The 24,708-nt window shown below is 47.6% G+C and carries 21 protein-coding genes, 1 tRNA gene and 1 pseudogene; 11 read left to right on the top strand and 12 right to left on the bottom strand.

All coding sequences use genetic code 11. From position 1 onward, the window contains the following. Positions 1-5: 5 nt before the first annotated feature. Genes pglZ through H6797_03105 form a run of 5 tightly spaced genes read right to left on the bottom strand, consistent with a single transcriptional unit; the run spans position 6 to position 10,513 of the window. Entirely contained in the window at positions 6-2,510 is a 2,505-nt protein-coding gene (gene pglZ, locus H6797_03125; GenBank protein USN96047.1) for a BREX-1 system phosphatase PglZ type A, read from the bottom strand. Continuing rightward, on the bottom strand, positions 2,507-5,983 hold the full coding sequence (gene pglX, locus H6797_03120; protein ID USN96046.1) for a BREX-1 system adenine-specific DNA-methyltransferase PglX: 3,477 nt from the start codon (positions 5,981-5,983) through the stop codon (positions 2,507-2,509). Before pglX ends, pglZ begins: the two co-directional genes overlap by 4 nt. A gap of 10 nt (positions 5,984-5,993) precedes the next feature. Beyond that, on the bottom strand, positions 5,994-9,302 hold the full coding sequence (gene brxC, locus H6797_03115) for a BREX system P-loop protein BrxC (GenBank protein ID USN96045.1): 3,309 nt from the start codon (positions 9,300-9,302) through the stop codon (positions 5,994-5,996). An 18-nt stretch (positions 9,303-9,320) separates the two neighbouring features. Further along, positions 9,321-9,893, bottom strand: coding sequence for a DUF1788 domain-containing protein (locus tag H6797_03110; protein ID USN96044.1), 573 nt, complete (start codon positions 9,891-9,893; stop codon positions 9,321-9,323). Further along, complete coding sequence (locus H6797_03105) at positions 9,890-10,513, bottom strand: DUF1819 family protein (GenBank protein ID USN96043.1); 624 nt, start codon at positions 10,511-10,513, stop codon at positions 9,890-9,892. Before H6797_03105 ends, H6797_03110 begins: the two co-directional genes overlap by 4 nt. 144 nt (positions 10,514-10,657) lie before the next feature. Between H6797_03105 and H6797_03100 the strand changes: the two genes are divergently transcribed. Both H6797_03100 and H6797_03095 read left to right on the top strand, forming a co-directional pair. Then, a complete protein-coding gene (locus tag H6797_03100; protein USN96042.1) occupies positions 10,658-11,413 on the top strand; it encodes a CBS domain-containing protein in 756 nt (251 codons plus the stop codon). A gap of 131 nt (positions 11,414-11,544) precedes the next feature. Then, complete coding sequence (locus H6797_03095; protein ID USN96041.1) at positions 11,545-11,814, top strand: hypothetical protein; 270 nt, start codon at positions 11,545-11,547, stop codon at positions 11,812-11,814. Positions 11,815-11,824: 10 nt separating this feature from the next. On the opposite strand, the gene H6797_03090 is transcribed toward H6797_03095, so the two are convergent. Next, positions 11,825-12,016, bottom strand: coding sequence for a hypothetical protein (locus H6797_03090; GenBank protein USN96040.1), 192 nt, complete (start codon positions 12,014-12,016; stop codon positions 11,825-11,827). 271 nt (positions 12,017-12,287) lie between these two features. Here H6797_03090 and H6797_03085 point away from each other — a divergent pair, with 271 nt between their 5' ends. Further along, positions 12,288-12,569 (top strand): hypothetical protein, encoded by a 282-nt coding sequence (locus H6797_03085; GenBank protein USN96039.1) that lies wholly within the window; start codon positions 12,288-12,290, stop codon positions 12,567-12,569. A gap of 62 nt (positions 12,570-12,631) precedes the next feature. Here H6797_03085 and H6797_03080 read toward each other — a convergent pair whose 3' ends face one another. Next, positions 12,632-13,300: a WYL domain-containing protein gene (locus H6797_03080; GenBank protein USN96038.1), complete on the bottom strand. Its 669-nt coding sequence runs from the start codon at positions 13,298-13,300 to the stop codon at positions 12,632-12,634. Between the two features lie 292 nt (positions 13,301-13,592). On the opposite strand from H6797_03080, the gene H6797_03075 reads away from it, so the two are divergent. Together H6797_03075 and H6797_03070 are read left to right on the top strand one after the other, a co-directional pair. After that, positions 13,593-13,853, top strand: a complete 261-nt coding sequence (locus H6797_03075) for a DUF3768 domain-containing protein (GenBank protein USN97102.1) — start codon at positions 13,593-13,595, stop codon at positions 13,851-13,853. A gap of 93 nt (positions 13,854-13,946) precedes the next feature. After that, entirely contained in the window at positions 13,947-14,252 is a 306-nt protein-coding gene (locus H6797_03070) for a hypothetical protein (protein USN96037.1), read from the top strand. Between the two features lie 414 nt (positions 14,253-14,666). Here H6797_03070 and H6797_03065 read toward each other — a convergent pair whose 3' ends face one another. Next, the gene (locus H6797_03065) at positions 14,667-15,455 is read right to left on the bottom strand and encodes a MarR family transcriptional regulator (protein USN96036.1); all 789 of its coding nucleotides are present in this window, start codon (positions 15,453-15,455) and stop codon (positions 14,667-14,669) included. A gap of 239 nt (positions 15,456-15,694) precedes the next feature. Here H6797_03065 and H6797_03060 point away from each other — a divergent pair, with 239 nt between their 5' ends. The 3 genes and pseudogenes from H6797_03060 to H6797_03050 all read left to right on the top strand — a co-directional run bounded on the left by H6797_03060 (position 15,695) and on the right by H6797_03050 (position 16,664). Beyond that, a complete protein-coding gene (locus H6797_03060) occupies positions 15,695-15,898 on the top strand; it encodes a hypothetical protein (GenBank protein ID USN96035.1) in 204 nt (67 codons plus the stop codon). 69 nt (positions 15,899-15,967) lie between these two features. Continuing rightward, a complete protein-coding gene (locus H6797_03055; GenBank protein USN96034.1) occupies positions 15,968-16,201 on the top strand; it encodes a hypothetical protein in 234 nt (77 codons plus the stop codon). Continuing rightward, positions 16,194-16,664 (top strand): annotated as a pseudogene (locus H6797_03050) (recombinase family protein). Before H6797_03055 ends, H6797_03050 begins: the two are co-directional and overlap by 8 nt. A gap of 1,107 nt (positions 16,665-17,771) precedes the next feature. On the opposite strand, the gene H6797_03045 reads toward H6797_03050, so the two are convergent. Both H6797_03045 and H6797_03040 read right to left on the bottom strand, forming a co-directional pair. Continuing rightward, positions 17,772-17,846, bottom strand: a tRNA-Trp gene (locus H6797_03045). Positions 17,847-17,877: 31 nt separating this feature from the next. After that, on the bottom strand, positions 17,878-18,831 hold the full coding sequence (locus H6797_03040) for a mechanosensitive ion channel (protein ID USN96033.1): 954 nt from the start codon (positions 18,829-18,831) through the stop codon (positions 17,878-17,880). A 156-nt stretch (positions 18,832-18,987) separates the two neighbouring features. On the opposite strand from H6797_03040, the gene H6797_03035 reads away from it, so the two are divergent. The 3 genes from H6797_03035 to H6797_03025 are packed head-to-tail and all read left to right on the top strand — an operon-like array spanning position 18,988 to position 23,444. Further along, a complete protein-coding gene (locus tag H6797_03035; protein ID USN96032.1) occupies positions 18,988-20,208 on the top strand; it encodes a glycosyltransferase family 4 protein in 1,221 nt (406 codons plus the stop codon). Continuing rightward, complete coding sequence (locus H6797_03030; protein ID USN96031.1) at positions 20,205-21,455, top strand: polysaccharide deacetylase family protein; 1,251 nt, start codon at positions 20,205-20,207, stop codon at positions 21,453-21,455. The genes H6797_03035 and H6797_03030 overlap by 4 nt, the downstream gene beginning before the upstream one ends. Before the next feature lie 30 nt (positions 21,456-21,485). Further along, positions 21,486-23,444: a glycoside hydrolase family 15 protein gene (locus tag H6797_03025; GenBank protein USN96030.1), complete on the top strand. Its 1,959-nt coding sequence runs from the start codon at positions 21,486-21,488 to the stop codon at positions 23,442-23,444. A gap of 31 nt (positions 23,445-23,475) precedes the next feature. Here the strand turns inward: H6797_03025 and rpmG are convergent, their stop codons facing one another. Continuing rightward, a complete protein-coding gene (gene rpmG / locus H6797_03020) occupies positions 23,476-23,682 on the bottom strand; it encodes a 50S ribosomal protein L33 (protein ID USN96029.1) in 207 nt (68 codons plus the stop codon). 49 nt (positions 23,683-23,731) lie between these two features. Then, complete coding sequence (locus tag H6797_03015) at positions 23,732-24,676, bottom strand: acyl-ACP desaturase (protein USN96028.1); 945 nt, start codon at positions 24,674-24,676, stop codon at positions 23,732-23,734. Between the last annotated feature and the right edge of the window lie 32 nt (positions 24,677-24,708).

Below are 24,708 nucleotides of genomic sequence, written 5' to 3'. Positions count from 1 at the left end.
GCCTCCTATAATCCTAAATCGTTGGTTATTGCTATATCTACCTTGAAATCTATTCGCTCAACTTCTACGCCATCTTCATCTTCAATCACCAAGAAGTATGTCTCTTCCGGGCTGTACTGCCGCGCTGCAAACACAAACTTCTCTTGATATTCGCGGCTTCCGGCATCCTTTTCGGTCGAATCGGCTATGATCGTTACTTCGTCGGATATTTTTGCACCGCTAGCGTCCTCAAACCACGCCTTGTAGCGACCAGCTATCCGGTCAGTACTAACTGGCTCGCTTTGCAGGAAGCGCAGACGCGTAATAGTATTGGTGATTTTGAGCGAGATGCCGATATAGGTAATTCCTACTCTGTCCCTAGCTGTACTGGTGCGTGAGGATTTGAAGTTGACAATCGGTACGACGACTTCTTGTGGCAGTGCGCCGCCATGGTAGTATCGGCCGACGCCACCCTGCTTGGCAAAGATGACCTTGGAGTGTGGCGTATTGATGTACTTAGTATTGCCTTCGAACATATCACTGAGTCGGTAGCTCATAGCCGACTTGTCTGGTGCGGCGGTTATCGCATAGCGAGCTTTCTGCTTGCCAGCCTCGGGAATCTTCGGCATTTTGCGTCGTGACTCTACTGTGCCGGTTTCGTAGAAAAACCCGTGATCGGCAGTGACGAGTACATTAACGCCGCTAAATGTCGTATGTAGGTCGGTGATGAGATCAGTGATTTCACGAATCGCGTCGCTCGCGGCGGCAAATGTCGCCATGTCGTCGTGCTCGCCGGTGATGTCGATTTTGTCGTGGTAAATATAGACGTATTTTTTGCCAGAAAAGAACGATTTCCACTCTGACTTCTTCATGGCGCGGACTTCTTCGTATTTAATAGCCAAGTTGTCTGGGTTGGCGGCTTTTAGCACCTTGTCGCGGTTGCTGGCGTCGGTTTTCATGCCGTCTGCCAGCACTGTTTCGCCGTCAAACTCTAGTTTGTCGTGCGGGAGCAATGCCGCCATGCCAACGGGTGTGATAGACGGCAGCAGCGCTAGGGCGAAGCTGGTCGAGATATCGCCACCGGTAGCAATTAGTTTTTGCTGCTCGGCAATTTCTTTGGCGACTTCGTAGCGTAGGCCGTCAGATATAATCACGAATACGCGGTCTTTTTTATCGTCGTGCGGTGTTAGGTACTTGCTATAAAACTCACTGAGTATTGAGTGCTTGGTTGCCGTCCAGTTTTCACCCTCCGAAGATTCTTCCCATTTTTCGGCAAGCTTCAGCATCCATTCTTCGCCGTACAGATACTCGATTTGCTTTGCCAGCTCCATGTACTCATCGGTTTTATCGGTACGGTCATAGTAATAGTTAAAATGACGGTAGGCTGTATCGACTTTGTATAACTCGTCGGCGTAACGCGAGATTGCGGTGTCTCGATCGACGCTTTTTACTTCTGTCATGATTCGGCGTGCTGTGGTGCGGAAGTTGTTGGCAGCAGCAAGCATCTGGTAGTCAGCTTTTCGCGCCACATAGTAAAACCCGACTTCGCGGCTACGGAGCAGCTCAGCTATATCATCTTTGTCTGAGAGTCGTTTGATCATCTCTGTAATCACGATATCGTCAATCTCGGCGAAGGCGTCGCTGTCGATATATTCCGCTAGTTCACGGCCTTCAAGTAATCTAACTAGACCGAACTTTTTGTTAACATCAGCGGAAAACGCCGTAAACTCATCTGGAAACAGGCGCATCACATCGCGCACAAAGATACGGATGTTACCGTGGTTTGGCAGCACAAAGCTCTTGAACCTACCGAAGTCTATGTCTGCGCTCACCGTAGACTTGAAGTAACTGATGAGCACCGATTCCCACAAGTTATCGAGCTTTTCGATATCGACTGCTTGAGACCCGAAATACTCACTCAACAAGCTAGCGAGTGCTTCGCTATCTACAAACTTCAGTGTGTTGGTAAAATCATCACGTGATTGCCTGTAGTTCACGAATATCGCAGCCAACACCTGCTCTAGGCGGGCATCATTGGCGTCAAACAGTGTGGCGAATATCGCCATCTGTAAGTCATTTGGTTCACTCACGGGCAGAAACTTCTTGATATCCCGAGCCCGCTTTTGGTTTTTGAAGAATCGCCCATTGCGTTTCACGACACCACGGAACTGGTCGGAAAGCCCTAGCGCCGTCAACGTCAGGGTTGATTCGTCTGGTATAAACACGTCGCTGGCGTTGGCCAGTTCGATGTCGAGCAACTGATTATCGACGCTCTCTGGCTGTTCGGTTGGTCGGTAGATGATGACATTGCTCTCACGCACCTCATTTAGTACATGGTAACGCACAAATAGCGGATTGTCGTCGAAGATAACAATCTCGACGTCAATGCCGTCATCCAGCAGTGCCTGTTTGATATCGTCTAAATATTCAGCATTCGCCCCATCGGCGTCGTACCAGGTAACGATTCGCCGCCCGGCAATGCTTGGGTTATGTAGAAGTTTAGCTAGGCCATTTACGATCTCTTGATTCATAGCTTGACCCCTTTCGTCTCGAGGATTTCACTGCCAGGCTTTACGCCTGCAGCGGCGTGGCTGAGCTTGGGGTAGTTTGTCTTAACGCCGTCGTCGAGGTCGAGCTCTATGGCTTCGCTGGCGGCCACGCCGATCAGTGCGTCGTAGCTTTTGATCTCGGCGAGTTTGGCCACGAGGTCGTTTTTTAGGCGGAGTTCGTCGTTGTTTAGCGTCGTTTTTGCCTCCAGCTCGGCTAGGCGCTTGGTGTAGATGTTTTGGGTGTTAAGCAAATACTGCGTACGGACGGTGGCTACGAGATTTGGCTGGTAGCGGTGCAGGTAAAACAATGCTTTGAAGCCGTTTTGTTTACCGCTGCTGAGTTGCCAGTAGATTGGGCGTTTGCCGTAAACTTTGAAATGGTCGGCAAAGAAATCATCGACAAAGTAGCGGCGCAGTGTATCTTCGGCGTTTTCGTGCGATTTGCGCCCCAGGGCATTGGCAAGCCAGTCCATGTTTGCGTGCAGCGTTGCTTCGCCGTAGACGGCCACGAGGAAGTCGCGCAGTTTCTTCACTATATCGTCAGTGTAGTATTCGCCATCCATGATCGGTACGATGTTATCTTCGTCGACTAGTTTACCTTGTGCGCTGGCGTCCCACTCGCCACCGGCGAAGTTGAGTCCGAGGCTATCGAGGCTATAGCGACCAAAGATGACACCGACGAAATACGACAGCAGCGAGCGAGCTTCGCGCGACTGGTCGGCCTTGCGCACACTGACATATTTGTCTTCTACCTCCGGCGTCAGTTCACCCTGCATGCCGTAAACTTCAATGAAGATTTCGTTCAGCCGCTCTTCGTTGGCTTTTAGCTGACTCCAGCGATCCTCGGCGGTTGATTCCCAGACGGCGTACATGTCACTTAGCTTGGTCTCGCCACTCGTCGGCAAGAGTGGATGACGCTCGAAGTCCCATGAAGTTTCAAAGGCGTCCCAATCGGCTTTACTGAGTTCACGACATTCTTCGACCAGGCGAATGACTTCATCGCGATATTGCGGCGATTGGATAATTGGATAAGTCGCGATTTGACCAACTTCGAAGTTGAGGGTTGGCGATAAATAACTAGATATTTTTAATATTACACTGCTGTTAAGCACGCCTTGAAGATACTTGAGATCCTGAGCATCGTCGGCGAATATACTTGTACCTGCTACATCAAAGATATGTCCGGCTGGTTTGTAACGAAATGCAATCGAACCGGACGAGATTTTTGACCAAGTTATACTTGGTTTGAAATATTCACTAATACTTTTTATTGTGCGAGTTGCTGATTTATATAGGCTTTTAGCGTAACCCTTTAATTCTTCGCCGTCATTTTCATAGTTAATTAAGAAGTCATTATTACCGTACCACTTACGAAATTCGCCGCCCTTGTTGTACGGGAACCACTTTTTTGCAGATTGTGTTGCTTCGATCGCAGATTCGGCGTTCAGATTAGTTTTCGTGCTATTAACTTCATACCATAATCTAAGAAAGCGATTATTATCAGAAGTGGCCGCCCCCTGCCTAGGCTCCCACGCACTGCCCCTTAGATTGACGCCAATGACAAAAGCCTTCCTCACAGCCTCGCTCGCCCAATACGCAATAATCTTGCCCGGGAATACCTCGAAATCGGCGTTGCTGGCGCGGTAGCGGAGAGGGTGGTGCGGATCGTCGATGGCGGCGAGTGCGGTGGCATACTTGGTTTTCTCGTTGCCGGTAACATCTCGGATGTAATCGCCGATCGAAATAGCATCGCCCTTTACGAGCGTAAATGCGGTCGTAGACACGACGACATCTGGGAACGCGCCATTACCAAGGTGAATCATGCTCGATATGTGAGCTTCGTTTTCTAGACGCTCGCGAAGTTTGGCTTGCCCCGTCAAGGACATCCAGCTATCCGGTGTGACCATTGCCATGCGTCCGCCGCTAACGAGATGATCACTTAGGACTTCCATAAATACGGAGTACATATCCGACTTAGTCTCGGGATAATTTGCACCAATGTAGGCTTTTAATTTGGCGTCGTATTTGTTCATATACGGCGGATTCGTCACCGCAATCGTGTACTTTTTACTTAGAATGTCTGCTTGGTGGATGAGCTGTTTTGTTTTGGCGTAGTAAAGTGGTTTCTCTATTGGGGATAATTCTTCTAGCTGGCTTTGCAGGTCGGTGTAGTTTTGCGATTTGACTCGCAATATACTGCCGTATTCTTTGGCATCACGAAAGGCGTCGAGTAGGTATTCGGCGGTGTCTTTGCTGGCGCCTTTCAGTAGGTCTGGCAGGCTGCTCATGCCGTTGCTTTCGGCGACACTAGTAATATTCAGCTGAATGTCTTTGCTGAATATGTCTTTGTCGTACTCCCTGGCCACAAGCATAGCCGAGAGGATTGATAGTTGTTTAGCGCGGTCATCGATATCCAGGCCGTAGATGTTGTGCGAGAGGATCTTTTCTGGAATTTGCTCTGGGGCGTAGCCCAGCGAACGATAAATCTGGTAAAACACCTCAAAGGCGTAGACGAGGATGTGCCCACTACCCATGCAGGGGTCGATAAACGTGACGTCTTCGATGTTCGGCATAGTCTTTGTCGTCGTCACTTGCTGGTCGCTCTTGATCAAGTATTTCCAGTTGTCGGCTAGCTTAGGGTCGCCGCCATGCTCCAGCCAGTAGCGACCAAGGGAGTTTTCGACCATGTATTTGACGATCCAGTCAGGGGTGAAAATCTGGGTGACATAGGGGATCTCATCTTTTTCGACCGCCGACTTCTTTTTCATGGCGATGTCTTTTTCGGCTTGGTTGTAGTATTGGTACAGCCAGCCGATGACTTCGACCCTGTCGAAGCACTCTACGGGGAGTTTGAGGATTTCATTGACAAAACCGCCGCTGCCGAGCAAGTTGTCTGGAAGCAGGAAGTTAATGCTAGTCGTGTCGCCGTTGAAGACGTCTGGCATGACTGCCCCGAGCTTTTTGACAACGGCAAACAGTACCTCGCGGAACTTTTGGTCGTCGCGTGGGAGTTTGATGATATCATCGGCGTTTAGCGGGAGGTCGAGATCTGCTCTTCGCAAGTTACTGATCTTTAGGATTTCTGGGTCGGGTTCGTTGTTGCCGTCTGATAATACGCGAATACCGAGCCATTCGTTGTGTTTGCCCTGTGGTAACATCTCGCGAAGCTCCATGTAGCGGATGGCGACAATGCGGTTGAACCAGGTGTAGGCGGCTTTTTCGGTGATCTGCTTGATACCTTCGGCTTTGACTGCGGCACGAAGCTTGTCGTAACGGTCTTTGTCACTCGGGTACAGTGTGACATTACGGCCATCGATGATAGCCTGGTAAACTTCGCCTTTTTGCACCCAGGCGATATCTTCGGTGACGTGCATGGCTTGAAGTTTGGCGGCAACAAGCGCGGTCAGCGTTTCGCGCGATTTCATAGCAAAGTCTTTGAGTAGTTTTTTGTCCATCGAGCTCATACTAAATAACCCTTACCTCGCCATTGTCGGCAAGTTCTTGTAGTAGTCGCTGGCGAAGTTCGCCGAGCATGGCGTCGACATCAGCCTCACTCTTCAGCGAGTAAGTGCGGTTGATGAGATCGCCCGAACGGACAGGTTTGGCGACTTTTGGTAGTTCGGCTGGCTGCTGGCCTGCGGCTTCGGCCCTCCTCGCCTCTTCTTCGGCTTTGCGGCGCTGCTCTTCGAGCTTGCGGGCTTCGTCGGCACGCTTTTGGAGCTCGTCGCGGCCAGTTTTGACAGCCTGCTCCACGGCAGATGTCAATGGCGAAAGCTTCGGGATGTCACCGTACGGGCTATCCTGTGCCAAGATGTCGCGAATCTGGGTGACTTCTGGTGAATTAACAGTGATAGACGAGCTAACGAAATCGTAATCTTTGACAGCTGCTATGGCTCGGTCAAAGATAGCTACTTGGTGTTCAAAGAAGCTGACAACTGGCTTGTAGGCGTCGAACGCCGTGCGCAGGTCGTTCTGCTTGGCATCAAGCACATCGAACAGGTCTTTGGTGTCGCGGATTTGTTTGAGCTCACGAAGAAGCGTATTGACACTCTCGACGACAGACTTGCCCGGATAGCTAGCGTAGTTGTACTTCTGCAAATAAGCAGTTGTAGCTTCGAGCTTGGTATCAATTTCGTGGCGTAGACTATCTGCCATAGCGTCCTCGGTATCACCGAGTGCGGTGGTGTCGAACAAATCGCGCGCCAAGCTACGGACAGTATCGAGCAGTTGGTTATCGATGCGTTCACGGACTTTGATGGTGATTTTGCCGTCATTGGCTGATTTGAGCAAGATATCTGCGGTATCGGCAGTTGGTGCGAGTGTCGTGCCATTGTAGATTAAGCTGATTAGCTCGGTTTTCATAAGGTACGCTACGATGTAGGCGACATCTTCGTCGGTGAAGCCGAATGGGGCTGATTTGAAATCGCGCACGATACTTTCGAGGGTGACCGGTACGTGGTTGCGAGCCTGCTCGATGATGTATTCGTTGATGGCGTCTTCGGCCTTGGTGTTGGCGGTAGCGACTTCGAGCTCCATTTTTGGCAGTGTCAGCAGACGCTTGATATTGCTGCGGCTACACGGTGCTTTGATGTATTCGATCTTGGTGTACACGGATTTGACGAGCTCTTCCAGGATGAGATCGCGGCGAGTCGTGACACTTTCACGGGCTGGGATGTCGACTTCTGTACCGTTGATGGCGACAGCGGCGCTTCGGATATTGTCGGCGAAGTCAGCGGAGATCTTCTCCTTGAGGCCTTCCATTTCGGTGCGGCGAGCGGCGATAATCTTGTCGCGCTCTGGGTCGTTCTTGATACCAGCTTGTGAGCGGATGTATTTTTCAACCTTTACAGCAGTTTCGATGTCGTTGCGGAGGTCGATCGACAGTGGCGTGATGATAAATGCTGCGTTGCTTTGGCGCATCGATTCAGCCTGGACAGATTGTAGCTCGCCCGAGGTGAACCTGAGGGCTAATTCGTTTGAGCCACCATTAATTTTGTTATCGTCCATGAAGAGATCGAGCGAGAAAACACGGCCATTAGTGTATTTGTACTTCGAGTCGATAGTGCCGCGAATCACTTCGCCAAGCGTAGTCGAGATGTCATTCGGATCAAAGGTTTGGCTTTTGATTTCGCGGTTGATGTCTTGTTCTTCGTCGGTGAGGAAGCGGTAGTTGTCGCCGAGCTTTTGGATGAGCACGCGGTCTTCGAGCCGCTTCAGGCTATCGGCAAGATTCTTTTTGATATCGAGGATATTGTCTGACAAATTTGTCACTGAAAGGACGGCTAGGTTATCGAGATTGGTCGGCATCGTTTCTTGAGCACTGCGCAACATAAAAAGCGTCTTCAATATTTCTTTATCTTGCGGCTCAAGTACACCTTCTTTAATCATCCTGTCCACTTGATCGAATATTTGAATGATCGAGCTATCTATTGCCGTAACAACGGTTTCAAAAAAGGCGGAAAACGGTACAAGTGTCCCAATCTCGCTGTTTGCATGAGCCTTTGCGGTCTCCTGGATAGCGCCGAGAAGTGAACGAGCACCAGAGCTTAGGTGTGCACCCGCAAAGCCTTTCTCACGGATGCTCATATAGGTATCTTGCAGGAGCTTGAACTGGTACGGGATGTACGGATAGGTAGCGGCAAAATCTTGAGCGCTGCGGTAGGTGGCCTTGTAGGTGCCACCTTCACCGAAAGTAAGCAGGTTGGCAATCTCTGCCTGACGAGTGTTGTAAGTGGACACCAGTGACGTCGTAGCGTCGTCTGTCTTGGCGAGCAGTCGCTGGCGGATAACTTCGTCGATATCGGTGCTAGAGAGCTTGATTTTGGTGTCGAAGCGACCAAGAATCTTCGAGAAGTCGTCCTTTTTGACACCTTTTACGACATCGTCGATGGCTTCTTGACTGGAACAAATGACCCATGCGCGGCCGTTGGTGCGTACGCCGAGCTCTTCGACGATTGACTGGAGGTTGAGCAGAAGTGAGCCATTGTTGCCGATATATTGACCAACTTCGTCGATAAGGAAAACTACGTGATGGTCGTTGCCGCGTTTTTCGATGTATTCCTGCACCCGCTGAGCAAATGACTCAGGTGAAACTTGGTAGGTGTCGCGGCGGTTGTCGAAGATTTTGTTGGCTTCATCGGAGCTGACGCCCATGACTTCGGCGTATTTTTCGGCGATTTCGTACTGGTTGAAGTCGAAGTCTGAACGAATCGATGACCAGTCGTCAAATTTAGCTTTGAACTCTTCGTATTTACCCTTTTCTTGTAGATGGCGTTCGATATCGGCAACGAAATTAATGTGGCTGAAGCCGAGCTTTTCGTTGAAGACTTTTTCGATCACTGCAAGGATCTTATCCTTGCTCGTGGTGTTTTCGAGCGAAGATTTGGTGTCGATATTGAAGAGGATGATGTCAGAAGACGTCTCGCCAGCACGTTTGATATTGCCAAGTAGCATGGCGTCATGAATTTTGTCGTCGAAGTAGTCGACGGCTTTTTTGCCGTTTACTTCGCGGTTGTCGAGCAAGTGACTGACAATCTTGAGAAAGTGTGACTTACCTGATCCAAAGAAACCAGACAGCCAGACGCCCATCTGCTCGGTGCGAGAGGTGCCGAGTCCTTTGCTGTAGCTTTCGAAGAATGTATCGAGATGCTTGGCAATCTCATCGGTGACGATATATTCGTCGAGCTCTTGGGCGATCGAGTGTTCGTCGTCAACTTTAATGACACCCTGAATCTCACGGGTGATATCTTTTTTGTATAGATCCTTCAATTGCATATGGGCTTGAACCTTTCTTTATCTCTCAACTAATTTGAATGCTCGGTAATAATTTTCGGCCGGAAATACGTTAAACAAGCTGAGTGCCTGCCTATCGTAGCTGCCGGGGTAAAACAAAATAACGGGATTTTCGGTGTCGTTAATAACGCTCTGGAGGTTGGCCAGCAGTGTATGTGCGCGGATAATTTGGTGCGACTGACCTATGCCGGTAAGAAAAATGATATCGCCTTTTTTGACGCCTCTAGCGATCTTTTCGACGATGAGACCGTTTTTGCTATCGGTTTTGAGGGTGCGCATGATCGCCTTGTTGACGAAGTCGCTGCCTTTTTTCTGTTCAAGTTCAAACGATTTTTCGAGGTAGTTTTTTTCTTTGAGGATTTCGATGATAATGTCATGGATATTGAAAACTTTTACATTGCTCAGGCTCTTGGCTATATTGGCGACTTCGCGCATGACAGCCTGCTCGTCTTCAGGGTCATAGTCAAAAATATGGTAATTAACCTCATTACCAAGCCCGCCGCCTTGTGACAGATCGTGACTGCGGACTTTGCCACGCAAGTCCCTTAGTCGATCTTGAATAGATTTTTTCATAATGCGCCTCCTTCACCACCTAAAGCTTTTAGATACTCACTGTCACCATCTGCGGTCAACTGATTGGCAAGACGAGTAGTAATATTTGGTCGCGTAACAACAAAACCGTCAGCTTGTTTTTTGACGAGACCGGCCTCGACCATGTTTTTCATAAGCTGTTGCTTGAGCTTCATTTTAGTGATATCTGACTTATCCCGCAAAAGAGGCTCTTCGGCGTACACTGATTCGAAGTAGCGCTCGATATCTGATCTATCTATTTTAGTGGCTTTGAGCGCTATCTTGTCGGCGTAGACAGTCAACAAAAAATCGCGCACCAGACGATCTGTCTTTGCGATGGCGATAAGAAGAAGGATGCGTGATGACTCCAGGTCTGCACTTACAAAGATTTCGAGCGCGACAGGTGACATCGTGGCGAGGCGGCGGAATATCGGTGGAGAAACACGCTTTAGGCTGCTGTCTTTTTTATACATAATGAGGTTTTCGGCTAAATTACGAGTACGAAGTGCATCTGGATCCTCGCCTTGTGCCAAAAAACCAGCTAACGTACGCGACTCATTAAAGAGAAAAATTTCACCAGTGAGACCTGCGGTGTATCTGCTCGCATCTTTAGCGCCAATCATAAGAGAATTGTATCAAATTTATGATAAAAGTCAATATTTCGTGAGTTTTCAACAAATATTCGCAAGGTTTTTGGAAATTATGTTCGTAGATTCTCATTATTCACTACAGTGGAGCAGCAGCAGATCTATTGCTATAATGACCGTATGAGCAGAGCGAGTGAATTTTTGACAGTTTTTAGTAAGCTAGAGGATGATATTTTGCGACGCGCACGCAAGGTACCACAGCTGCGAGGCTTCGCTCCGCACGAACAAAGCAAGAAGGTGCAATCTTTTGCCGGTAGTCTGGATGTATTACAGGATTACGGAAAAGATCGCGTCGTAAACGAACATATTGACACTTTGCGCCTGTATGGCAAGCTACGGAATGCGCTTTCCCATAACTATGATGATGACCCTATTGCCGATCCGCATGAAGATACTGTCCGCGGAATAAAACAGCTGTACGAATCAATTACTAAACCTCAGTTAGTGTCTCAGATTATGACAGAAAAGCCGGTGGTGTTTAGTGTAGGTGATGACGCCTATGAGGCGTTGGGTGTCATGGACAGGAATTGGTATACATCCGTGCCGGTGTATCGCGGCGAGGATCTTGCCGGAGTGCTGTCCGAGCGATCAATGCTTAGGTGGGCCGTGGCATCGGCTGATGATGATGTGAAACTGGCGGAGTTACGGACGCTCGTAGACATAGAGGAATACCTCGATACTCCGGATGATTCCGAAACTGATCTGTACTATTTTGTGGCAAAGGATACGGACGTGTACACTGTGCGTGATTTGTTTGACCATGCCATACAAGATGATAAGCGAGTGGCAGCGGTATTTGTAACGCATAACGGCAAGATAAGTGAGTCTCTACTGGGTATCGTGACCGCTTGGGATCTGTCTCGCATTGACAAGTAGCAATGCTTATGCTAGATTGGTAACACGTTAACAATTTAATATCAAGAGCGTAGCGAGAGATCTGACTCTATGGCCTACCAGCAACCGACCATACGGCACGGTGCTCCATTCAGCCCATAGAAAGGGACGATATGAATATATCTACAGAAATAACCAAGTGTGAAGTGTGCGGAGAGTTCCGTGGCTTTATAGTTGATGATAAAAATCCGGCGCAAGCCGCACGCGGCTACTGCAGGTGCGAGCCGGCTGGCTGGGAGAAATGCAAGCGCCATGATGGCCGTGTGCGACGTCGATTCAAATCGATCCGAATCGATAGTCTGGACGGTGATTATCTCTACTTCAGTCTCTACGCTATGCTGGCGCCGTGCCGTGAGGACACCTGCGTACCCGAAGCAAGCTAGTGGGATCTGGCTATTTACCGTTATTTATGGTTGGTAATACCGTTGTGATCAGCTCGTCAGTTTCGCGCCGCTTACGCTCTTCGGGGGTTTCTTGAGGTGTGTTTGTTTTTGATGGGTCATACGGCGTCGTTTTGCCACGCTTTTTCTTGCCTAGTAAAGCTGCTATGACGACACCGATACCAATTCCGATTGCTATTTCCATAATTACAGTATAGCAAAAAGAAGACTCCTGTTTTCTCGCAGTCGAGCCAAACACGAATCTTCTGCTTGTATTGTAACAGACGGTTAAATGAAACTCCTTACTTCACGTACTGACCTATTATACGAGTCGAGCAAAGTCGTCAAGGTAGTATTCACTCCTGAAAATATTCTTATCTTTTAATGGCTATTTTCAAGCGGAATCTCCACCTGTGACACCTTTGCCATGCGACTCCGTGTCCTAACTCCGTTACGTAAAGTAAAGGAGAAAAGAAATGGTAAACGTAGCTCTAGAGACATCAACTGTAGCCACCGAGTATAACGGGTGGTGTAATCGGGAGACATGGGTGGTGAACCTGTGGCTGACTGGTGACGAATGCTATTACCAAGAACTCTGTAGTATCGTCAAGAACTTCGACAGCGATGAGCAAGCTGAAGAGCTTGAGCAGTACGCGCGCTGGATTGTCGACATAGATGAGTCTAGCCTGACGAGCGACCTGCTCTCCGCCTCACTCGGCAGAGTGAACTGGCATGAGATTGTCGAGGCTAATCGCTAGCTGAGGCGTCCTGGGCATGACAATAAACTGCCTTTTTAAATGATATGGACAGATTTTAGTGGCTACACTTCAAGGCGCGACAGTCTAAAAGTGCGTCTATCATTTCGCAGGTGGCAATACGCTATACAATATATCCGACCCTTATCTTTTGCTAATCGTCGCGGAGAGATAATGCGGCTAGTCTTGTTACCCTTGTAGTCGGTATACACGATCGTCACCCTTGACCCAGAGTTGATGGCCCTCGATAACACTTCTACTTTTCTAGTAAGCCTATGGTCTTTGCCGTAGTCATCTTTTGCATCGAACGCTTTATCGAATATTTTTCGCTGGTCTTTGTGTTCGTGGCAATCTTTACATAGAGTGGCTAGGTTTGACATTATGTTTGTGCCACCAAGACTAAGTGGCACCTTGTGGTCGACCGTCAAGTTTGACCTGCTGCCGCAGTTCGTACACCTGTAGCTATCTCGGCTTAGAACATCTTTCCTGAGTAAATCCCAGCTACTACCCTGTGCGACAGTTCTACCATTTATATCGCCATCCCACGGATTGCGCGGAATGACAGTAGGATCTACGGAGTCGAGCGTGGATCCGCTAATTCGGTCTAGATCATCGGCGCTGTTTGTATTTTTACTTTCAACACCGCTTAACCGATCTTTCTTTTCAGAGAAGTGCTCGATTACAGCTATTATCGCTAAAAAGCCTAAGGCCCAAGCCCAAAGTGGAATATCCATGTGCTGATTATACCTTAGTCCGTAAGAGTCTTCCTCCCTCTGTCTTCTCAGTATACGGGTGAACCAAAGCTATCAAGGTAGTATTCAGCCCTAAGATATAAGTTGTTTTCTTTTAATTGAATATCTTAATGGGAATCTCCACCTATGACAGCTTTGGTGTCATCCCGAGCCCTATCAGACAGAGAGGGAGAAAGCCCTCTCGTTAAGCAAGGAGGGTTATATGACCACAGAAGTAATACAAAACGAAACGTCAGCAAAGATAGCTGCGCTAAACGACGAGCATCGTCGTAGCATGCAAGGTTGTACCGTCACGAAAGGAATCGTGGCGATGGGATCCGCCGCCAACGAAGTATTTGTTGGTGTCAGGGATTATACGGACTTTAACGAAGATAACGATCCGTACGGTGAGCACGATTTTGGCTCACTGAAAGTAGCCGGAGAGAAAATCTTCTGGAAGATAGATTACTACGATGAGAATTTGAGTAAGTGGTGCGATCCGCTCGATCCGGACTGTCAGCGAGTTCTCACTATTATGTTAGCCGAGGAGTATTAGCTCCTCGGTTTTAGTTTGGTGCGTTACGTCGTGGAGCTGGACGATAAACAGCTCCTTTTTGGTTTAGTAGAAATTAAAGCATTGGAGTTTGAGATGAGTATTCAAGAAAACATTACTCGAGAAGAAATTAGTCACCGCGGTGGAGGCGTAGAGCTTGACTTAAGCGACTTTGGCTACGAAGATGAGTATTTGAGCGCCTATCAGAATTACTTAGGCGACGGGATGCGTGGCGCGGTTGCCAACAGCTGCACCATTGAGGACTGGGAGATGGATGAGAAGCTGGTTCGGCTGGCAAGTGAGCTACGAGATTACTACGATGAGCGGCTTTACGAACTGGAGCTTGTCGATGAATATAACGAAGAGACGATAGGTAGGCTTGTGAGCTATCCGGGGTTATAGCTGACCGTCCTAGGCAAGACGAAAAACTGCCTGAGCCAGGAAAGATATAGCGGGTAGACCATTTAAAAAGCCCTAAAGGACTATTTAAATGTCTATCCAACCAATAACATACAGGCATGTTCCATACTTACCCTCTCGGACATTCACATGCGTTCCGCAGTGAAGTCCTCAAGTGCAAGAATGAACCATACCAGAGACGTACCTACGGCACGACATCGGTTGATTATTGTTTAGTAGTTGCCGCGTCCAGCGCGTCAGTCGGTACGTACTGTCCGGTGGACAGAACGTACACGTCTGCCACACTCGCCGAGCAATAAAATATCAATTAGCTACTTACTATATGGCGAAAGAGCCGTGACCATTACCCGTGCGCAAGCTTACAGGCAATCGTCACGTCAGCGCATGTCCTGATAGTTATGCAAACAGCTGAGAGTGTTCTTTCGGCTTAAGAGGTGTAGACCACGGTGAGGAGATGGGCTCGTCGAATGACCCGAGAGTGGCGGCGAGAATTGGTAGCTCGCTCTCTTCTAGGCCCATGCTCTCTAGTTTCTTGCTGGTGGTATAGAGAAAGCTATACTTAGCAGAATGATCTTTTAGGATAAAGCATATAGTCGGGTAATTGTCGGACGGCCAGCCTTCATCTTCGCTATGGGCTACTATCTCATCTAAACGTTTACGGACGATATAGAGGGGCTTGTCGTCGACTATGACCACAATAGCCTCTTTACCATCCGGAGTGCGTATATACAGGTCTGGGCGGTTTTTAGGGAACTGTTTGAAACGGTTAATCTCGGTCTTGGAGAATATATCTGAGCCTTCGGGGAGGTGCTGCATGATAGATGCGTAACACCGGATAAGCTTCAGGCTATGCTCGACAAAATCATTTGTCATCTCATCATTCTTATATAGGGCATGGACGACAGACTCTTTGACATCCATAAGCTTACGAGTGATTGTCACACCAGATTTATTCAAATAATAGTACGCTGGTTTGCGATCTATCCGCCACTGCTCTTTGTATACCTTTGTTACTAGACCTTTACCTACTAGCTGCTCTAAGACTTGATAGACACCCTCTCTACGAATACCCATAACCATAGCTAATAACCCTGCTGATACAAATCTGAACTTGAATAATAACTTTAGAATACGTTGCTGTTGACCAGTTAATTTCTGATTACTTTCTTCACTACTTATAACCACTTCTCTCTCCTATACGTAGTATATATAAGAAGAGAGTAAAAAGTAAATGTATACTACTGTTAAATATTACCTGTTTACTACCTATGCACAGTTAGTAAATAATACATCATAAATATGTTTAATTAGTATTGCTTTTTATGTTAAATAGTAATACTATTTATATAGAGGTTGTACGTTAATAATTCGGCTAGATACGAATGCATATCATTAAAGAGTAATACATGTTAGAATAGGGACAAATGTCCAGAAAGATAGTCAGCATGCAAATACGCGTAACCGACGATCTGCGTGAGCGAGCGAAGATTGTGGCAAAGCAAAAAGGACTCACACTTAGCGAGTTGATGCTTCAATTGCTTGCAAGCACTGGAGACAAACAACTCAAAGACTTAGTTAAAAAAGAACTAAAAGAACGACCAAAACCAGGACGACCCTGGGATAAATAAACCCGTACCTAGTCGAATTATTAAGACGTAGCCAATCTCGGAGCGTCTTTTTCGTTTCATGGAGGGTATATGGTAAGTAAGAAGTCATTCAAGGGTATCACGCAAAAAATTGCCGGTGTTATAACCGTCGACAATGAGCGTATCGAGGAGCTACGCCAGATACTTGAATCTGAGCAGAATCGACCAGTCACCCACAAAGAAGCGAAAAACGTCGGAGAGAGTCTAATAACCGTATATAAGGTGCTCGCTGGTGACAGGGATATCTTAGGTGTTGCACGCACGGAGGGTAAAGATAATGAATAAGAAAAGCAGAGCTGTAATATTGGCTCGCGTATCGAGTAAGTCGCAGGAGGACGAGGGGTATTCCCTCGACTCTCAAGTAAAGCTCCTCACAGGATATTGTGCCAATAAGGGCTTTATAGTCGATAAGATATTTAAAATAGCCGAGACAGCATCAAAAGAACAGAGTCGCAGGATATTCAAGGAACTTCTAACCTACATGAATAAGAACGCTATCTATCATCTGGCTGTCGAAAAGACCGACAGGCTCACACGCAATATGAAGGATGCCGTTGCTATTGATGATTGGCTCAGTAAAGACGCTGATCGGATGCTCCATCTCGTCAAAGAGAACATCCAGCTACACAAGGAGTCGAAGTCTGACGTTAAGTTTATGTGGAATATCCACTTAGCTGTTGCCAAGAAATACACTGACAACTTACGAGAAGAGGCTATGAAGGGCTGGGCGGAAAAGCTAGCTCAAGGATGGCTACCGGCCGTACCTCCTGTCGGATATATGACCGTAACTGATCACGGTAAACGTATACATGTTCCAAACCCGACCACAATGAACTCAGTCAGGGCGATGTTTGAGCTATACCTAAAACCCGGCCAATCAATTGAATCTGTTGCTGCAAAGATGCGAGAGATTGGACTAACAACACGCAACGGTAGACCGATACCAGAGAGTCACGTACATAAAATACTTCTAAATCCCTTTTACATAGGGATTAATCGTTTTAATGGACAGGAATACCCTGGTGCTCAAACACCAATAGTAAGGCGCGAAGTGTGGGAGGCTGTACAAGATAAGCTGCACGGTAAGCGACCTAAAAAACAGGTACGGCACAACGTATCTTTAAAAGGAGTTGTTACCTGTGCGACTTGTGGCAGTCAGGTTTCATGGCAACTGCAGAAAGGCCGTTATTATGGAGCTTGCCAGCGTCGTGATGAGCGATGCAAGAATCGTAAGTATAAATATATCCGCGAAGATGTAGTGCAAGAGGCTGTAAAGCAGGAGCTTGAGCGCCTTTTATGCCCTTCTCAGAGTATTCTAGAGTGGGTCGTTGAGAGCATGCAATCTGATGTCGAGAAGGCCGCAGATAACCGCGCGGAAGTCGAACAGAACACGAAGGCGCGCATAGAGCGTATTAAGTCTATGGACGAAGCCCTATACGACGACAAGCTTGCAGGCGTCATCACACAGGAGCGATACGAAGCTAAGCACGAGTCATTCATGAACGAGATTGAAACCCTAGAGCTTGCCATGGCGTCGTTTGATAGCACTGTAACTGAACGGAAACGACGCGGCATATACATGCTAGAACTATCGCAACGAGCAGCTAAATACTACGACGAAAAGGACGATGATGAGAAACGCCAGATTTTGATAGAACTGTTCGAAAATATCATGTTTAAGAACGATTCTGTATCTGTTAGCTTGAAGGATCGTGCTGAACTGATCGCTAAATATAGTTCGAAAACACGCGAATTATTAGGAACACGAAAATCAAATGATAGAACTTTTACAAATAGTGAAAATAACGGGGGTCAAAATAACGAAAAAAGCGCCGAAAATGCGCTTTATCCATTATGGCAGGGGCATGAGGAATCGAACCTCAATCTACGGTTTTGGAGACCGCTATACTAGCCGTTGTACTATGCCCCTTTACACAAAATATTGTACCACAGATATGGGGTTACGTGCTCTTGACGCGGACGGCGCGTTTGAAGCGTTTGTCGGCGACCGGGTCGGCGTAATATGCGATTGGTTCAAGCGCCAGTAACTTGTCGACTTTTTTGGCCTCTTCGTCTAGCTTTGTAATGGCGTTGACGAAATACTTTTCCATTAACCATTCGCGACCAGGAGTGGTTTCACCTATGACAGTGATTCGCCAGACTCCTTCACCCCACTGCTCTGGTTTGGTCATACGGAGCGGCCGAGCGAGCATGGTGGCGCCAGTTGGCATGGCTTTGACAACCTGTTGAATCGCATATTCACTCTTTTCGATATCTGTAACAAATATATCGACGGCGGTTGTACGTACTCCGCGCGGGGTGACGTGAACTCCTTGAATCTGTTGGTTGTGAATCCAGATAACTTCGCCACTAAGGCTACGTAGCTTAGTAGAGCGTAGGTTCATACGTTCGACTACACCGCTGACATCCATGAATGGCTCGACTTTAATAAAGTCTCCTATCGTGAACCATTTTTCGATGATCATAGTGGCTCCGGCTGTGATGTCGCGTAGTAGTAGGCCGACGGTAGCACCTGCGAAAACGATAAAGATGGTACTAGCACCGATTGCCGCCGCGCCTGATCCGCCGAGGTTTTCACTACCTTGCGGCGTGAGGATACGCCAAGTGATGTAGGCGACCACCGCCACTACGAGAGTTCGCACGACAGCCACGGCAATACTGAGGTAGGTTTCTACTTGGCGATACATCACAAACTTGTCTTCACGAGTCTCTGTGTCGCCTCTTATAGCGACCTTTTGGGCTACGAATATGATTCCCTTTGCCAAAAACTTGCTGAGCCAGTACGCAAAAAGCACTGAAATGATGAGAATCAAGACGGCTCGGTAATCATTCGGCTGTAATACAAATCTGACGACTTCGTCGATGGCGGAACCTATGGAGTCATTTTGAAACATCCTCCTATTATGGAACAAATTGCAGGAGTACGCAACTGATATATTTTATCTGTAAAAACTGTTGTCAAAGTGCTAGCGTATAATTTATAATAACGCTAGGCTAATAAATAAAAACGAGGAGCACCGGTTGGGTAGAACCAATCATAGGGGCAAAGAATGAGAATACTAATGCTCGGCTGGGAGCTGCCGCCGCACAACAGTGGTGGGCTTGGGGTCGCATGTTACCATATGTCTAAAGCACTTGCTATTAAGGGTGCTTCGATTGATTTTGTGCTCCCCTATTCGGCTGAGCATCCTGATATTGATTTTATGAACATACATGGTGCAACTAGTTTAGACCCTGAAAGTCGCGTGCACATGGGTAGTTACGATAGTGAATTTGTCACCGAAAAGGATATGGCTGAGATTGATGCTGGTGATCTGTCGACCATGCGCGCTGTTCAAAAGCATTACATTACGTTTGTCGAAGGTCTTATTAAAAAAGTACAGCCTGATGTCATACACGCTCATGATTGGTTGACGATGGAGGCGGGTGTGCGCGCTAAGGAGTTGACTGGCGCTCCCCTCATTGTTCACGTACACGCTACCGAGTTTGATCGTTCTGGCGAAAGCTACGGAAATCCTATCGTACACGAGATTGAGCAGCAGGCGCTTGATATGGCGGATCGGATTATTGCAGTGAGTAACATTACGAAGGCTATTATCGTTGAGAAATATGGCATACCAGCCGAACGCGTAGAGGTGATTCACAACGCAATCGACGTCGATAGCTTTGAGCCCTATGAGTACGACATGCGCGACTACCGTTACTTTGAGGCGCTTCGGTACGAAGGCTATACGGTGGTGGCGCTACTGACTCGATTCACGGTGCAAAAAGGTTTGACGCACTTTTTGCGTGGCGCTGCACGTGCCTGTGAAAAGTATGACAAGTTTGTTTTTTTGCTTGCTGGCGACGGCGAACAACGTGACGAGCTTATCAGTCTGGCGGCAAGCATGGGTATTGCCGACAAAGTGTACTTTACTGGCTTTGTACGGGGCAAGCAGTGGCGCGACATCTACTCGGTCTCTGATGTATTCGTCATGAGCTCGGTTAGTGAGCCGTTTGGCCTTACTGCCCTTGAAGCTGCGCACCACGACAGTGCGCTTATCATAAGCAAACAATCTGGTGTTGGCGAAGTTCTTGAAAATATCTTGCGCTATGACTATTGGGACACTGACCGACTCGCTGACCAACTGGTCAATATTGCATTGTCTCCTAGCCTTGCTACGACGCTTCGTCGTAACGTTAAAGAAGAGTATGCTCGAATATCATGGCATGATGTGGCTGAAAAATGCGCATCGCTTTATGGTCGTTTGAAGGATGGTGCAGTTGTATGAGTAAAGCAATCGCACTGTACCTGCATGTACATCAGCCGTATCGGGTTAGGCCATACAGTGTGTTCGATATCGGTGAACGACATGATTATTTTGACATTAAAGATGACAGCAAGCTCAACAACGAAAAGATATTTCACAAGGTTGCCGACAAGTCCTACAGGCCAATGACGGCGTTGCTACGCACGCTGCTAGATCGACACCCTGATTTTAAATGTTCGATTAGTATTACTGGTGACTTTATAGAACAGGCCGAGGCGTGGGCGCCAGACGTATTGGACGCATTTAATGAGCTTGTCGCAACTGGCCGTGTAGAGATTGTAGCCGAAACGTATTATCACAGCTTGGCGTTTTTCTATAACAAGCAGGAGTTCGTGAGTCAGGTAGAGCAACACCGTCAGAAGATCAAAGAGGTGTTTGGTGTTGTTCCAACGGCATTCCGTAACACGGAGCTTGCATACAACGACGAAGTAGCGGAATGGGCCGACGAAGCTGGCTATGAAGTTGTCTTGGCAGAAGGTTGGGATCCGGTACTAGAGTGGCGTAGCCCGAACTATGTTTATCGACCAGCTGGTACAGAAAACATCAGCTTGTTGCTGAAAAATTACCAATTGAGCGATGACCTTGCATTTCGATTTGGTGACCAGTCGTGGAACGAATGGCCACTTAGCGTAGATAAATATGCGAGTTGGGTTGCATCAAATTCCGAAGGGCCGCTTGTTAATCTATTTATGGACTTTGAGACGTTTGGCGAACATCAGTGGGCCGACACGGGAATATTTACCTTTTTCGAGGCATTTGTAGCCAAGTGGCTTTCTGAAAGTGGAAATTCTTTCCAGACAGTAACCGGTGCCGCTAGGGAGCTTGAGCCTGCCGGTGAGCTTTCGATGCCACAGACTGTCACATGGGCAGACAGTGAGCGTGATTTGTCGGCCTGGACAGGCAATGATTTACAGAAAGAGTCGCTTAAATATGCGTATGCGTTACAAAATGACGTTTTGAGAAGTAACGATGTAGAGTTAATACGTGACTGGCGATTGTTGCAAAGTTCCGACCACTTTTATTACATGGCCACTAAATGGCAGCATGATGGTGACGTGCACAAATACTTTAGCCCTTACGACTCCCCTTATGACGCCTTTTTGTCGTACATGAATGCTATCCGAGATGTTCGTTTACGATTGATGTTGCACCATAGTCTTGGCGGGCTCAATACACCCAAACCTTCTGAGGAGAACGTTGCCATATGACCGATGCGGGTGGGAAACTTCGGAGTATAAATGCTTAGACCTATAGTACTTTCGAACGGTGAGTTGCACGTCGGCCTTAATAACTTCGGTTTAGTACACGATCTTTTTTATCCGTACGTGGGACTTACTAATCACGCACAGGGTCCGCATACTCGTCATAGGGTTGGTGTATGGATCGATGGCAAGCTTAGTTGGCTTGATAATGAAGGCGAATGGACGTTTTCGTTCCGTTACCCTATACGTGCACTCATTGGCCATACGGTCGCAAAAAATGAATCTTTACAGGTGCTACTAGAGATTGATGACTGTGTCGATGCTCATATGAGCGCTTTCATGCGAAACATCCATGTTGTTAACCTGGCCGATCATCCACGAGAAATTCGCTTATTTATGCATCAGGCGTTTGCAATCGACGACTCGCGAAGCAATACCGATACAGCGCAATATCTGCCAGACAGCGAAGCTTTGTTGCATTATCGCGGTCGAAGAGCGTTCATTATTTCAGGTACACATAATGACGAACCTTTTGATCAACATAGCGTCGGCCTTTTTGGCATAGAAGGCCACGAGGGTACGTATCGCGATGCCGAAGACGGTGAATTGTCCGGTAGCAACGTTGAGCATGGTCGGGTCGATTCGATTATCCGATTCCGTTTAGAAGTCGACGCCAAAAGTTCAGAGCGGGTGCATTATTGGATTACCGCCGGGTCGTCTATGAGAGAAGCGCTATATATAGATAAACAGATTCGAGGCGAAGGTTTGTCTAAACGACTTCACTTAACTGCAGAGTGGTGGCACAAGTGGCTGCAGCCAGCCGTGGAATCGGCTGCAAAAATCGACCCCGCCTATCATGATTCATTTTTGCACAGCGTTATGATTATCAAGTCGCAGATTGATAAGCGTGGAGCCGTTATCGCCAGTACCGACACATCTATGCTTAATTATGGTCGCGACAGCTATGCGTATTGCTGGCCTCGCGATGGCGCGCTTGTGCTGTGGCCGCTTATACGAATGGGCTACAAAGAGGAGCCGTATCGGTTTTTTGAGTTTTGTCGGCGCGTGATGCACCCGACAGGTTACCTGATGCATAAATTCCGAGCCGATGGTGGCATGGGGTCTAGCTGGCACTCGTATGTTCATGATGATGGCGTTGTAGCTCCGCCCATACAGGAAGACGAGACTGCAGTTGTTGTATTTGCACTTGCGCAGTTTTATCAGGCGACCGGTGACAACCGTATGCTACATGACTTTTATGACTCTATGATTAAGCCGATGGCTAACTGGATGGCTGAGTTTATAGACGAAACGACCGGATTACCGAAGCCGAGCTATGATTTATGGGAAGAAGTTTTTCAGACGAACACGTATACGACGTCCATTGTATATGCCGCCTTGCACGCCGCAGCAGATCTAGCCGAAAAGAAAGATGACAACGGCAGCGCTGTGGCTTGGAGGGCCGTAGCCGACGACATACAAATTAGTGCCCGTAAATACCTATACAATGCCGAAAGAAAATCATTTTATAAGGGTATAAATGTAGTCGACGGTCAGGTGCGCTATGATAGTACGATTGATATGAGTAGTTTCTTTGGCGCATATATGTTTGGACTATTTGGCGTTAACTCACCGGAACTGAAGGCCGTGGCTGAAACGATTGACCAAGAGCTCCGCTCGGACCCGAATCTAGACGCTTATCCGCGATATGAACACGATCAGTACCATAGAATTGACCCCAATACTCACGGTAATTGGTGGTTCATTACAACGCTTTGGATGGCGCAATATTTTATAGAAACAGAACAAGATGAACGCGTTAAGGGTATACTTGATTGGATTGGTGGAGTTATGATGCAGACCGGCGTACTGTCTGAACAAGTTAGCCCCGTAGACCACTCACTAGTGGCGCCCGCGCCGTTAAACTGGAGTCACGCAGAATATGTATCGACATTGCTCGATACCATTAAAAATGACACAAAATCCGGCCGATAAGGGCCGGATTTTAAAAGTGTAGAAAACGAAATTAAGACTTGCGTGCTTTGACTTCGTTACGACCAAGACTCTTTTTAGTCTCAGTGTAAGTAGCGTGTTTACGTGCGATTGGATCGTACTTCTTCAGGCTGATTTTTTCTGTAGTATTCTGGGTGTTTTTGGTCGTATAGTAAGTACGGTGCCCACTGAGGTCACTGACAAGTCCTACTAATTTTCGCTTGGTTGCTTTTTTAGGCATACAAAACTCACATTTATATTTACAACTTTATCTACTCTAGCACAAAAATTTAGTTTTGACTAGTGTTCTGGGCAGCTTTTTGCTCCTCGCGAAGCTCTACTAGTTCTTGCGCTTTTGATTCAAGTTTTAGCATGTACCTACCGAGTTTGTCTCTAGCTTCAGCGCCTTCGCCACTTAGGTCTGTGCGGTCCCAGACTTTCCAGTGTTTTAGAGTCGGGTTGACGATACTATTGGCATGGATGTTGAGGTCATAGATCTCGGCATCAGCGATAACGGCGGCATTTGCCCAAAAATCAGGAATGCTTGCAGCGCCAGGCATCTGAAACCCAAGAATTTCCTCTGTGACAGATTTCATCATCTCGTTAGGCTCTACTTCGAATGCGGCTGTACCGATATTGCGATAAAACAGCATGTGCAGGTTTTCGTCGAGTGCAATACGAGCAAGTAGCTTTTCTGCCAGCTCGTCGCCGTCTTTTCTGCTCTCTATGCCCGTGTTGCGATGAGCGATACGAGTGGCGAGCTCCTGCATGGTGACGTAGGCAACAGCGTCTAGTGGAGATTTTTCACTCTGATATCCTGACGTCATCTGCTGCATGCGTGCCTGCTCCAGCTCTACGGGATTGATTGCTCTTGTTACTGTCAGATAGTCACGCATAGCTATGCCGTGTTTGTTTTCTTCAGCCGTCCAGCGGTCTACCCATGTACCCCATGCGCTATCGCGTCCGAAAGTAGCGGAGATCACTCGATGATAAGAAGGCAGATTGTCTTCAGTCAGTAGATTTACGTACATGGCTGCCCTGGCGGCTTTTCCAAGTCGTGATTGTGTTGGCTCCCAGTCTTCCCCGCCTAGATATGCGAAATTTTTACCTTCGCTCCATGGAACGTAGTCGTGCGGATACCAATTTTTTACCATTTTTTCGTGTCTGTTAAGTTCTGACTCGACAACGGGCTCAAGCTCTCGGAGTATGTTGGTTGATTCTACGTTCTTTGTCATACTAACCCTCAATACCACCCGTTAATTTAATT

The organism is Candidatus Nomurabacteria bacterium (assembly GCA_023898645.1).
GTDB lineage: Bacteria > Patescibacteriota > Saccharimonadia > Saccharimonadales > Saccharimonadaceae > UBA2112.
Note: the sequence above shows the minus strand (reverse complement) of the source record. Positions and strands in the feature narration are given on the sequence as shown.